This is a genomic window from Methanolobus sp. WCC4 (genome assembly GCF_038022665.1).
Classification (GTDB): Archaea; Halobacteriota; Methanosarcinia; order Methanosarcinales; family Methanosarcinaceae; genus Methanolobus.
This window is the reverse complement of record NZ_CP150629.1, coordinates 619,842-632,728: the sequence shown is the minus strand read 5'-3', so window position 1 is coordinate 632,728 and position 12,887 is coordinate 619,842. Positions and strand designations below refer to the sequence as shown.

Sequence of the window (12,887 nt, the reverse complement as noted above, 5' to 3'; positions counted from 1 at the left end):
AGGAAAGGAGAACCAGATACATGTCCGACAGATATCCACTGTCCAATGATTCCATCCTCACAAGATGGATGAGACTGGAGATAGGAAAGCTGAACGATGGCATCGTTTCCGAGCGTAAGAGCCTTGCCAGCCTTCTTGAAGAGGAAAAACCTGTCTCAAGGACAAAAGTGGGGAAAGAGCACGTCTTTGACATCAATGTACTGCAAGACCTCAGCGAAAGATTGCCACCTGACCTCCATGGCAAGTTAAAGCTGCCGATAATCTTCTTTTCGGACACAAAGGTCCCTGACAGTTGCTACCTTAACGACCCTGACGCACTTTCTGCATTACAGATACTTGGTGAACTGAGCGAGATGAGACAGATGCAGCAGGGGAAGATGTGGGTTGGAAAGTCCATTGCCTATGCCATCATGAGAAAGTATCCTACGGTTGTGCAGATCGCTATGAGATGATACTTAAAAATACTCTCATTTTTCACCAATCAATAATACCAAATATGGGACATTGCAATTATATCAATTATATCGAGGAGCTATCATGACCACCATCCCATCCATCAACCCGACAACAGGAAAAGTCATCAGCGAAGTTGAAATGCATACTGAAGAACAGGTTAGCAGGATGCTCAAAAAGTCTGCTGAGACGTTCAGGGAATGGAAGAGGACCGATATCTCAGAGCGAAATGAGCTTCTGAAGAACTTCGCAGAGCTGTTGAGAAAGAACAAGCAGCAGTATGGGGAACTCATCACAACCGAGATGGGAAAGGTCATCAAGCAGGCTGTTCCAGAGGTTGCTAAATGTGCCACCATGTTCGACTATTTTGCTGATAACGCAGAGAGGATGCTTGAACCCGAACCTGCAGAGGAATTATGCAATTCCACGATACACTACGAACCTATGGGAACCGTACTTGCGATCAAACCATGGAACTTCCCCTTCTGGCAGGTTCTCAGTGCAGCCGCCCATGTCCTTGCAGGTGGGAATGTCATGCTCCTGAAGCACTCAAGCTATGTGCCCCTGTGTGCACTTGAGATCGAGAACATCTTTCTTGAGGCTGGATTCCCTGAAGGTGTCTTCCAGACCATGCTGATCGACGGGAGGAACGCATCCTCACTTATCTCAAGGGATGAAGTCAAAGCCGTATCATTCACCGGAGGATTCGATGCCGGACAGAAGGTGGCCGAACTCTCCGCCCACAATATGAAGAAGTTCGTGCTGGAACTTGGCGGGAGCGACCCGTTCCTTGTCCTTGATGATGCAAATGTAGAGATGGCAGCAAAGACAGGTGTTCCAAGCCGTTTCATCAATACCGGGCAGACCTGCATAGCAGCCAAACGTTTCATTGTCATGGAGGATGTGGCAGAGGAGTTCACCGAGAGGTTTGTGGAGGGAACCAACAAGCTGAACATCGGTGACCCCATGGATCCTGAGACAGATATAGGTCCAATGGTAAGGGATGAGCAGATACCGGCACTGGAAGAACAGGTAAAGGATGCCATATCAAAGGGTGCGGAAGCCCTTGTTCCCGGTGGAAGGATGGCAGGTGAGGGATACATGTACTCTCCAACCGTCCTCGGAAACATAACCAGGGACATGAAGGTCATGAGTGAGGAAACATTCGGACCCATAGCACCGATAATAACTGTGAGAACTGAGGAAGAGGCCATCGAACTTGCAAACGATTCCGAGTTCGGACTTGGCGCCAGTGTATGGAGTCAGGACCGTGAAAGAGCCATGAGGATCGCCTCTGAACTTGAGACCGGAATGGTGGGGATCAACTCGTTCTGTACACCACAGGCATGCCTTCCTTTCGGTGGAGTGAAAAAAAGCGGCATGGGTAGAGAGCTCTCAAGACATGGTTTCCTTGAGTTCATGAACATCAAGTCTGTGAAATTGATGTGAGGATCTAAAGTTTAAGCAACAGATTATTTTGGCATCTTTTGGGATCGTGCCGGTTTCGCCGGAATCCTCCGGGATGGTTAAGTGATCCATAGCTTCCGATCAGTCAAACTTATTGTCCCCTGCAGCCTCGTGTTTCTGATAGCTCTACTAAAGATCATTGACAACAAAGAACAATATAACCACCCGCCGCAGGCGGCACATTCCCCCTCTGTCATATGCCGAAGACCATTGGAATGATGAAGTTATTGAAAATTACTGAGTTCAAAGATGAGATCGGAAGGATTTTGACAGAGCCTAAACTCTCATTTAATCTTTTTATTCATTATATTCACAAAGCGCTTATTGCTGATAGGATGATGACTGATTACCTCTCCATCATAAATGATGCAGAAAGTACCGAAAGCACATGGAGAGTTCTGAACTGCATCTGAATCTTCAAGGTCTATCAGTCTTGCATCCAGCCCGAATTCATCTTTTGCAGTACCAATAATTGCATTCACATTCTTTTCAGTATAAGGACACTGGGCCGAGCGCATAATATAGAGTCCTTCTTTATAGTTCTCAAGAACTTTTTCCATATCCTTAAACTCTGGGCCTGGTGCATCCTCATTGAATTTCAGAACCAGCAATTCAAAATCAGGTTTTGCCTTATCAACCACGGTGAAGTCTTTTTTGAGAAAGATCTCTTTTTTCACCATGAAAGAACCTTTTCTGGTAACAACAGCAAGCCCGTGCATGCCCTCATTTTTCGCTTCTTTGATGCATTCGTCTATCATCAGGGAAGCATATCCTTTGCCTTTGAACTCTTTTTTGAAGCCAACAAAGATGCAATGGATGAACATGTATCCGTCAGCATCCACGGGCCTGTGGGCATATTTGCCGGGAATGTACTCAAGCATGCCCTGATACCCGCCTTTTTCTGAGATGAGGGCTTTAATTCTCAGACCTTTTGGATAGTACTCTTTGAACCAGTCTATCTTGTTTCTCAGTTCAAGGTGCTTCTTTACATCCTTATAGCCACATACACCGTATTCGGAAATATTCTCCGGGGTCAGGTCAATGATCTCAATGTCGTTCATCGACTCCTCCAGCTTTTACGATCCTGTCCTTTGAATGGTCCTACTTATCGTACGGTTCACCACAGCTATAACAATAGCCTTTATGAACGCAAATGATACCTCCGCATTCATGACAGGTCCATCTTGTTTTCTCACTTTTGATAAAGTCCGATAATCCTGATTTCTTAATGTTCTCAAGATTCCCGATCATACTCATTTGGTATCTGGTCCGGTACCTTTTATCCAGTTGTTTCAGTCTTTTACAGGGAAAATCCTCACATTCAAAACAAAACTGAGGATCATCCTTCTGGAAAGTAGAGCAGTTCTTTATCTTACACTTCCAGCGGGTGACCGGTTTTTTATCATCTGGTCCCCTACATCCCGGACATTTGTTCCGCTCCCGCAGATATGCCACGCAAATACCGCAGTTCATTCCGCAGGGAGCTATAAGAGAAATGGTTTCAGGATCCTCCATGAATAGAACTATCATTTTCATTTTTGAAAACTGTTCCTGCAAATGAAGGTGCTTTCAGGGATTTTTTAAATCAATTATATATCCTATCAACTATTAAATAAAAGAAGGGAGTGAAAATTCCCGTACTTCATATAATCCAACAGGGGAATCACAATTGGGTAAGATAAGTTCGGTCAATCCTGCAACCGGTGAACTGAATGGAGAGTTCGGCCTCCATTCCCAGCAAGTAGTTGACCAGAAGATAGCAAATTCAAGAAAGGCATTCGATGAATGGAAAATGGAGGACATTGTCGAGAGGACATTTTCGATAGAGTGTGTTGCCGAGGTTCTCAGGGAAAAGAGAGAGGAACTTGCAGAGACGATAACAAAGGAAATGGGCAAGCCTATCAAGGAATCACTCGCAGAGATAGATAAGTGTGCATGGGCATGCGATTATTTTGCAGAGCAGGCAGACACATTCCTTGCAGCTGAATTCGTTGAGACCGATGCGGAAACATCAGGTTTTGTCTACGAACCCGTCGGAACCGTTCTGAGCATCATGCCATGGAACTTCCCATTCTGGCAGGCACTGAGGTTCGGAATACCAGCCCTTGCAGGCGGGAATGTAGTGCTGCTGAAACATGCAAGTAGTGTTCCCATGTGTGCCCTTGAGATAGAGAAGTTATTCATAGAAGCCGGGTTTCCCGAAGGTGTCTACCAGACGCTTCTTGTTGATGGTCCCACTGCATCCTCACTGATATCAAGGGATGAGATCGATGCTGTGACTTTCACAGGAAGCAGGCCAGCCGGAGAAAAGGTAGCAGAAGCTGCAGGAAGGAACATCAAGAAGTTCGTACTGGAACTTGGCGGAAGTGATCCGTTCATAGTCCTTGACGACGCTGACATCGAAAAAGCTGCCACTTCAGCAGTTACAGCCCGTTTCCAGAACTGTGGACAAAGCTGTATTGCAGCCAAACGTTTACTAATTGATGAAAGTATCGTGGAGGATTTCACTGACCTCTTCATAGACAATGTAAGCAAACTCAGGATAGGTGACCCCATGGACCCTGATACCGACATCGGACCGCTTTCAAGTAAGGGGCAAAGGAGTATGGTAAAGCAGCAGGTGGACGAGACACTGAAAATGGGAGCTAACGTGATCCTGGAAGGCGGACCTCAGGAGGGTGAGGGGTTCTTCTACGCACCAACGGTACTAAGTGATATTTCAAAAGAGGCACCGGTTGTCAGGGAAGAGGTATTCGGACCTGTGGCACCCATAATAACTTTCAGTAACGATGAAGAGGCCATCGGGATAGCTAACAGCACGGAATACGGACTTGGTGCCTGTATCTGGAGCAAAGAGACATCCAGGGCCATGAAAATGACAAGGCATATCGAAGCTGGTGTCATTGCCGTAAACAATATGGTCGCCTCCGACCCGAGACTTCCCTTTGGCGGAATGAAGAAGAGTGGCGTGGGAAGAGAACTGTATCGTACAGGTATGCTTGAATTCATGAATGTAAAATCAATGAAGGTGTATTAAAGAATGAAAGCCAGTGACCTCTTTGTGAAGTGTCTTGAGAATGAAGGTGTTGAATACATATTCGGTGTGCCCGGCGAGGAGACCATAGACCTTACAGAATCGCTCAGAAAGTCAAAGATAAGATTCATCCCTACAAGACATGAACAAAGTGCGGCTTTCATGGCAGATGTATACGGAAGGCTCACTCACAGACCAGGAGTATGTCTTGCGACACTCGGACCCGGAGCCACGAATCTTATAACAGGTATCGCCGATGCACAACTTGACAGGGCACCTCTTGTAGCTATCACTGGCCAGTCAGCCCTTGAGAAGACACACAAGGAATCACACCAGTACATCGATATCGTCACCGCGTTCAAACAGTTCACCACATGGAACTCCAAGGTCACAAGGGCTGATTTCATTCCCGAGATCGTCCACAAGGCATTCGATATAGCCACTGATAGACCGGGTGCAACACACATAGAGCTTCCCGAGGATGTTGCCAAAGAGGAAACTGCAAAGGAACCGATAATCAGGAAGGTCTATCCTCATATCAGTATCCATGATGAGAAAGAGCTCAGAAAAGCTGCTGCTATGATTAAAGAGAGTTCCATGCCTATCATCCTTGCAGGCAATGGTATCTTCAGGGAGGATGCAGCTACTGAACTAAGGAAACTGGTCCAGTTCACAGGGCTCCCTGTGGTGACAACGTTCATGGGAAAAGGTGCGATACCGGCAGATGATGACCATTACCTCGGTTCAATGGGTATCAAGGACCGTGACCACATCATGTGTGGTTTTGAGATGGCCGACCTTGTGATATGTATAGGATTCGATTACGTTGAATACACACCTAAATTCTGGAACCCTGATAAGTCCAAGAAGATAATACACATCCACACCGACCACCCTGAGATAGATGAGAACTATGTTCCTGATATAATGCTCATCGGCAGCATCAGACAGGCACTTTTCAGCCTCAGGCAACAGTGTGAGTTCACAAGGGAGATGCCTGACAGGTTCACAAAGGTCCGTTCAAGAATGCGAGCTGAGATAGAGGACTATACTGAGGATACATCATTCCCGATAAAACCACAGAGGATACTGAGCGATGTCAGAGCATCCATTGACAGGGATGATATTCTGATAAGTGATGTGGGTGCGCATAAATTATGGATCGGTCGCCTTTTCCCTGCGTATGAACCAAATACGGTCTTCATATCCAACGGACTCGCAACCATGGGATTCGCACTTCCGGGTGCAATTGCAGCAAGCCTGATCAAACCTGAGAAGAAGATAGTGGCAATAGCAGGAGATGGCGGTTTCCTCATGAACCTCCAGGACCTTGAGACCGCTGTGAGGCTTGGGTGCAATTTCGTTGTAGTTATCTTCAACGACTCAAAGTACGGACTCATCGAATGGCATGAGAGAAAAGCCTTTGATGAGACTATAGGTATCGAGTTCAACAATCCTGATTTTGTTATGCTCGCTAAGAGCTTCGGTGCAAAGGGTGTCAAAGTTGAAAGTGCTGAGGAATTGAAACCAGCACTTGAAGAAGCACTCAGTGCAGGTGGCGTCTGGCTTCTGGATGTACCGGTGGATTATTCCGAGAACATCAAACTTACAGAAAAACTAAAGAACAGTTTCTGTGAGATCTAGATCAGAAAAGCCACTTGTCCCTGATAGAAAATGAGAGCTAACTGCCAGAAAGATATATATCCTGACAGGGATCAGGTCAGATATCGAAATGCTGCATTACACTGTAATGCTCCATTTCCATACTCGACTCATCGATCAGTTTGAAATATTCAAGACACAGTGGGAGTTTTAAAGCATCTTCTGTTGCTCTGATGGCAGAATCCATGTCCTTCCAGTGAAGCATATCCATCCAGCTACCATCATCTTTTTTCAACAGCTCACGGTCTATGAAACCATCCAGTGAACCAAGCTCTTTCATCATGATGTTGGATGCAGCGAGTACTTCTTCCTCATTTACTCCGGCTATGACCCTGAAACGTACTATCTCGACCACGATCTCTGACATATTATCTAAGAATATCCTATGCATCAATGATTTAATGCTTTATCGCATTAGCAAAAATGACTGAAAAATGAGCCTTAAAGATGAGCTAATAGGGATCATACCGGAGAAGGAACTGGAGGATCTGCCAAATCGTTTTGATATTATTGGAGATATCGCTATTGTTTCTGTCCCTGAAGAACTGAGATCATACAATGAAGAGATGGCCCGTGCTATCATGGGAATGATGCAGAACATCAGGACCGTGCTGAACAAGATCTCAAAACTTGAAGGCAACAGGCGGGTTGCAGACTTTGAGATAATCACCGGGAACGGTACGCAAACCATCCACAGGGAGTTCGGCTTCTCTTACCGGATAGACCTGAAGCAGTCCTTTTTCAATGCCAGGCTCTCATACGAAAGGAAAAGGATAGCATCCCTGGTAAAAGCCGGCGAGAACGTGCTTGTACCGTTCAGCGGTGTGGGTCCCTTTGCCATACCTGCTGCTGCAGCCGGTGCGAAGGTCGTTGCAGTGGAAATGAACGGTGACGCCTGCAGATCCTTTACAGAGAACTGCAGGCTCAATAAAGTTCAGGATAATGTCCAGGTAATAAATGCCGATGCTAACAGCATACCCAATATGCTCAATATGGAATTCGACAGGGCGATAATCCCGACACCATATGGCATGGACCATTTCCTTGAAAGAATCTCTTCACTTGTGAGAACAGGAGGACATGTCCATTTCTACACTTTTAAACCCAAAGAGGAGATTCCGGAACTTATCGAGAGGTATGAGGACATGGGATTTGAAGTCCTGTTCCATCGGAGATGTGGGAATGTTGCACCGGGGATAAGCAGATGGGTGTTCGACCTGAGAAAATAGACGGATGGCGTCAGTCCTCTACTGAAACACCTTTCCAGAATGCGATATAGTTGCTGTAATCCTTCCCGACGATCTCAAGTGAACTTTTCTTCGGCTCGGGATAGTACCATGCAGCAGCACTGTTCACATCTCCGCCCACAGAGATGTCATAATAACTGGCAACACCTTTCCATGAACATGTCGTATGAAGGTCACTGTTCCTGAAGTATTCCATATTTACCGAATCCGGTGGAAAGTAATGATTTCCTTCGATCACAATGGTTTCATTGCTCTCTGCGAGAACAGCACCGTTCCATGTAGCTTTAGCCATTTGGATAACTCCCCTGACAATTCTGTCATCAAATACCTTAAGCCTTTGGAGTATAGGGACAGGGGTTGGACGGAAAATGAGAGCTAACTCTCCTCATCAACGAGAGCGGCCTTGATGTCGAACCCACCGAATAATACCCATACGGTCAGGTACAGTCCGACGGTCTTTATAAGACTCAAATCACAAACCCTATATACTTACTGGACAGTAAGTTACTGTATGGTAAGATTCTATGGCCGCGTGAAGGAACTCTCTCAGCTTGAAGAGATATACAATGCTCCTGCTTCATCCCTGGTCGTGTTCTATGGGAGGCGGCGTGTGGGGAAAACCGAGCTGAGCAAGGAGTTTGTGAAGGACAGGAAAAGCCTTTACCTCTTCGTGGAGACAAAAAGTGAAGAGCTTCTGTTGCGTGATCTGGAGATCGAACTTGGGAATATGACAGGCATCAGGCCGCGTCTGGATAGTTTTGACGACTTTTTCACGATCGTATTCGGTATGCAGGAAAAGCTGGTGATAGTACTTGATGAGTTCCAGAACTTTGCAAAAGTGAACCCGGACTTCTTTTCCAAATTCCAGAGATACTGGGATGCTCATCACCGCGAAAGTCAACACATGTTCATAGTCATAGGTTCCTTTGTGGGAATGATGAAGAGGATCTTTGAGGAAAGCAAAGAACCACTCTTTGGCAGGGCTACCTACCTCTTTAACATCAAGCCTTTCACCTTTGCAGACAGCTATGTCTTCCTGAACGGTCTTAGCTCCTTCGAACTGGAAGAGGCAATGAAGACCTACTTCATCCTGGGAGGAGTACCAAAATACCTGCTCCTTGCAGCACAGTTCAGCGAGCCGGATGCCCGGAGCGTCTTCAGGAAGCTCTTCGTAGAGACACAGATGCTCATGGAAGAAGCAAAGAACATACTCGTTCTGGAATTCGGTTCAGAGCACAAAGGGTACTTTTCCATCCTTGAGGCCATTGCATCAGGCAAAGTCATCCCTTCACACATAGCAGATTACACCGCAATACCACATGGAACGGTTTCAAAATACCTCAACGAGCTTGTAAACAAATATGAACTGGTCAAAAAGGAAGAGCCAGTGATATCCGGAGGGTCACGTAACTCCAGATATTTCCTGCAGGATAATTTCTTCAACTTCTGGTTCAGGTTCATCTACAAACACTACGGAACCTTCGAAATTGACCCAGAGCTTGCAGAGGATATTGTCATGAAGGATCTGAATACGTATTTCGGATATGCGTACGAAGATGTGGCAAAGGAGGTGCTCATAATGCTGAATAAACAGCAAAAACTGCCTTTCAGATTCACTGATATCGGGAAATGGTGGAAAAAAGAAACAGAGATCGACCTTATCGCCTTTGACAAGACCAGTCATGATGCCTTGTTCTGTGAAGTTAAATGGAAACATCTCTCAGAAAAGGAAGCCATAAGCATAATAGAGAAACTGAAAGAGAAATCAAAAAAGGTTAGTGGCACATGGAACGAGAACTACTGCCTGATAGCCAGAAAGATCGACGGAAAAGAAAAACTTGATTTTCTTGCTTTTGATATGGAAGACATCAAAAGAGAATGCACTGAACGAGATTGATCAATAAGAATAGTGGTGCATTACTGAAATTCCATTTCAGCTTCTACCTCATTCTGTGAAAAAAAGATAAGAGATGAGAAAGCTCCCGCCCTCTCACATTGATTCAGGTGCACCGATACCAAGAGTATCGAGAGCATTAGCAAGAACTATCCTTGCACAGTTCACAAGGGCCAGTCTGCTTGCCCTTATGTCGTCCTCTTCAGCACTTACAACAGGCACGAACCTGTAGAACTGATTGAAAGCATCTGCGAGTTCTCTTGAATATATGGCAATTGTGTGTGGTTTCAGGTCCCTTGCACAAGCATCGATGATACTGTCAAAAGCTGCCATCTTCTTGATAAGGTCGACCTCGGTATCCTCTGTAAGAAGTGAAGGATCGATCTTTCCTTCAGGGTCCCATTTACCTTCCTCTTCTGCCTTCTTGAGAATGTTGCATGCCCTTGCATGTGAATACTGGATGAATGGAGCACCCTGCTTCTCGAAGTCAAGTGCCTCGTTCCAGTCGAATACCGTGGACTTCTCAGGTGAGACCTTCACAATATCGTACCTGACAGCACCGATACCAACCATGCTGGCGACCTCTTTCTTGAACTCTTCTTCCATCTCAGGTCTGCGTTTCTGGACCTCTGCATATGCGCTCTCCTCTATCTGGTCGAGCAGGTCATCAGCAGAGATGAACTTCCCACGGCGTGTGCTCATGGAACCTTCAGGGAGTGAGACGAACTCGAAGATAACGATCTCAGGTTCCTTCTTACCTATTGCATTGAGAGTTGCCTTGAGCTGACCGGAGATGAGCTTGTGATCTGCTCCCAGCACGTCGATCATCCTGTCTGCACGTTCTCCTTTCCACTCGTGGTACGCAAGGTCACGTGTCGTATAGAGAGAGGTTCCGTCACTACGCTGGATGACAAGTGTCTTTTCAAAGCCGTAGTCTGCAAGGTCCACAACAAGTGCACCGTTGTCATCCTCTGTCCTTCCGGTTTCCTTTATCTCCTCAACGATCCTGGAGACGGCACCGGAACGGATGAAACTGGATTCATGAGGGAAACTGTCATGGCTGACATTCATACGCAGAAGGGTCTCTTTGATACCTGTTACTGCAAATTCCACAGCTTCATCAAAGCTCTTGATGGTCTCCTCATCTCCACTTTCCACAAGCTGCATGCGTTTGTCGATCTCAGCTACCTTGTCAGGTTCCTCATTGAGGATCGCATTTGCCTTGATGTAAACGTCTGCTATTGCGTGATCGGGTTTTCTTGACGTGTCGAACTCGAAAAGTGAGAGTGCCCATGAAACGATAGCTATCTGACGACCCATATCGTTAACATAGTACTGGGTCTCGACATCATAACCCGCCTTCTTGAGTATACGTACAAGTGTGTCACCGATAATCGAGTTTCGGATGTGGCCTACATGGAGTGGACCATTAGGATTGGCAGAGGTATGCTCTATGAGTATCCTGCCTTCGCAGAAATTGCCTCCAAAAGCCTCCTTCTCATCAAGTATGGCGTTCACCGTGTCGTCAACGTAATTGCGTCCTGCAGATATATTGATGTAAGGACCAACGGTCTTGATATCGCCTATAAGGGAACCTTCAGGAAGTTCGATTGCAGCCACTATCTTTTCAGCGAGCTCTTTAGGATTGCTCTTTGCCTGTGCAGCCAGCCTGAAAGCGACCTTTGAAGCGATATCTGCATGCTGTGATGGCTCAAGTCCCAGGTCGTCCGTCTCGTAACCAAGGGACGAAAGGGCATTCTCAAGAGCCTCTGTAACCTGTCTTTTAAATTCAAGGAACAAAATAACACCTACATTATCTGGATAAGAATAAAAAGTAAAATGATACCGGCCCGATCAGACACCGGTACTGAACCTCAGGATAGCCACTATTCCGCCGAATGCGTTCAGGAGCTGGGAACCTTCATCGAAGTCGGTTGATATGAACTCCACCTGCGTTGCCATCTGGTCGGCAAGTTCTGAGAGTTCATCCACGATATCGACCCTTTCTACAAGCTCGACATTCATTCCACATACAGGACATGGGATATTCGAAGTGTCCTCTTCACCCGGTTTGAAATTACGGGTGATAGCATTGTCATAATCCCCATTCGGACACTTAAGGGTGAGTCTTTCTGCCCTCAGGCCCTCGGATATCATAAGTACCTCTACAGCGCCGATGTTCAGGTTCTCACGGACCTGTACCTCACCGTAGGCAGCCTTGCCTGAATCAGCAACGAGTTCTGTTAAGAAGCGCTGCATGAGCTTTTTCTCAACCATGAGGTCGATATCTGCAAGCCTGTCACTGGCAGCATTCACCAGTTCTGAAAGACCGGACTCGTCAGTGTATGCAACATCGAAGAGACCAAGCACCTTCTTCTGGATCTCATGGTGCAGGAACTCACCTGACTCGAACTCTTCCTTTGTAGGGGAAGGACCGCCGATAAGCACTCCCTGGAAGTCCTTGTGATCTATTGTCAGGAAGACCTCACTTGCAGCATCACCGATACGCTTGTAGAAATCATGGATAGCGATAAGCCTGAGCTGCTGGAACCTGTGTGCACTCTGACCACCCTTCCTCTGCTTTCCAGGAACCGTAGAGGTCAGGTTCCTTGAAGGTTCGATGCGCTTACCAACAAGAAGACCTACTGTTGCTTCCCTTCTGTCAAGCACCAGAAGACCATATGTCTTTGCATCCTTCAGCATCTCCTCAAGAGGTTCAAGGAAAAAGGCTGAATCGCAGTGATACCTATAGGTCACTATTGGCTGAGGAGGCTCGACTATACGTGTTTCCATATTGGTCTTGTTTGCGCCTATATCCACAGCACCTGTGAAGAAAACGATACCGTTCTCAGGGACTTCCACATATCTGAGCCTTGATAACAGGGATTCAAGTGCACCCTGTACATTATCACGAGTTACCTTTGATTTGATGTTAGCAGCCTGACCGTGCTCTGTCCTGAGCTGTGATGTTACATCAGATATTTGCTTTGTGGGAGGGATGTACAATGAGATAAGCTCTGTACCACGTCCTTTTTTGGTACGTAGCTCCTCCAGTGACTTTTTAAATTCATATTTTGAATGAGCAGATTGTTCTGACATTGTGTGAATACTCCATTTGAAATATAAAGTA

Annotated in this window: 11 protein-coding genes and 1 pseudogene; 6 read left to right on the top strand and 6 right to left on the bottom strand. The window is 46.2% G+C overall.

Annotated elements, in window-relative coordinates:
* Nucleotides 1-20 precede the first annotated feature (20 nt).
* Nucleotides 21-452: a DUF61 family protein gene (locus V7O63_RS03150; RefSeq protein WP_340820072.1), complete on the top strand. Its 432-nt coding sequence runs from the start codon at nt 21-23 to the stop codon at nt 450-452.
* 85 nt (nt 453-537) lie between these two features.
* Nucleotides 538-1,902: an NAD-dependent succinate-semialdehyde dehydrogenase gene (locus V7O63_RS03145; RefSeq protein WP_340820071.1), complete on the top strand. Its 1,365-nt coding sequence runs from the start codon at nt 538-540 to the stop codon at nt 1,900-1,902.
* Nucleotides 1,903-2,204: 302 nt separating this feature from the next.
* On the opposite strand, the gene V7O63_RS03140 is transcribed toward V7O63_RS03145, so the two are convergent.
* Nucleotides 2,205-2,981: a YoaP domain-containing protein gene (locus V7O63_RS03140; RefSeq protein WP_340820070.1), complete on the bottom strand. Its 777-nt coding sequence runs from the start codon at nt 2,979-2,981 to the stop codon at nt 2,205-2,207.
* Between the two features lie 241 nt (nt 2,982-3,222).
* Nucleotides 3,223-3,435: pseudogene (locus tag V7O63_RS03135) on the bottom strand (DUF3795 domain-containing protein); the annotation flags it as partial.
* A gap of 154 nt (nt 3,436-3,589) precedes the next feature.
* Between V7O63_RS03135 and V7O63_RS03130 the strand changes: the two are divergent.
* Together V7O63_RS03130 and V7O63_RS03125 are read left to right on the top strand one after the other, a co-directional pair.
* The gene (locus V7O63_RS03130) at nt 3,590-4,957 is read left to right on the top strand and encodes an NAD-dependent succinate-semialdehyde dehydrogenase (protein WP_340820069.1); all 1,368 of its coding nucleotides are present in this window, start codon (nt 3,590-3,592) and stop codon (nt 4,955-4,957) included.
* A gap of 3 nt (nt 4,958-4,960) precedes the next feature.
* Nucleotides 4,961-6,598, top strand: a complete 1,638-nt coding sequence (locus V7O63_RS03125) for an acetolactate synthase large subunit (protein WP_340820068.1) — start codon at nt 4,961-4,963, stop codon at nt 6,596-6,598.
* A gap of 76 nt (nt 6,599-6,674) precedes the next feature.
* Here V7O63_RS03125 and V7O63_RS03120 read toward each other — a convergent pair whose 3' ends face one another.
* Nucleotides 6,675-6,983, bottom strand: coding sequence for a hypothetical protein (locus V7O63_RS03120; RefSeq protein WP_340820067.1), 309 nt, complete (start codon nt 6,981-6,983; stop codon nt 6,675-6,677).
* Nucleotides 6,984-7,050: 67 nt separating this feature from the next.
* Between V7O63_RS03120 and V7O63_RS03115 the strand changes: the two genes are divergently transcribed.
* Entirely contained in the window at nt 7,051-7,845 is a 795-nt protein-coding gene (locus tag V7O63_RS03115) for an RsmD family RNA methyltransferase (protein ID WP_340820066.1), read from the top strand.
* Between the two features lie 10 nt (nt 7,846-7,855).
* On the opposite strand, the gene V7O63_RS03110 is transcribed toward V7O63_RS03115, so the two are convergent.
* Nucleotides 7,856-8,155 carry a DUF427 domain-containing protein gene (locus tag V7O63_RS03110; protein WP_340820065.1) on the bottom strand — a complete coding sequence of 100 codons (300 nt, stop codon included), beginning with the start codon at nt 8,153-8,155 and terminating at the stop codon, nt 7,856-7,858.
* A gap of 219 nt (nt 8,156-8,374) precedes the next feature.
* Here V7O63_RS03110 and V7O63_RS03105 point away from each other — a divergent pair, with 219 nt between their 5' ends.
* Entirely contained in the window at nt 8,375-9,760 is a 1,386-nt protein-coding gene (locus V7O63_RS03105) for an ATP-binding protein (RefSeq protein ID WP_340820064.1), read from the top strand.
* Nucleotides 9,761-9,853: 93 nt separating this feature from the next.
* Here the strand turns inward: V7O63_RS03105 and argS are convergent, their stop codons facing one another.
* Both argS and prf1 read right to left on the bottom strand, forming a co-directional pair.
* Nucleotides 9,854-11,557 (bottom strand): arginine--tRNA ligase, encoded by a 1,704-nt coding sequence (gene argS / locus V7O63_RS03100; protein ID WP_340820063.1) that lies wholly within the window; start codon nt 11,555-11,557, stop codon nt 9,854-9,856.
* Nucleotides 11,558-11,611: 54 nt separating this feature from the next.
* Nucleotides 11,612-12,856 carry a peptide chain release factor aRF-1 gene (prf1, locus tag V7O63_RS03095; RefSeq protein ID WP_340820061.1) on the bottom strand — a complete coding sequence of 415 codons (1,245 nt, stop codon included), beginning with the start codon at nt 12,854-12,856 and terminating at the stop codon, nt 11,612-11,614.
* Nucleotides 12,857-12,887: the final 31 nt, after the last annotated feature.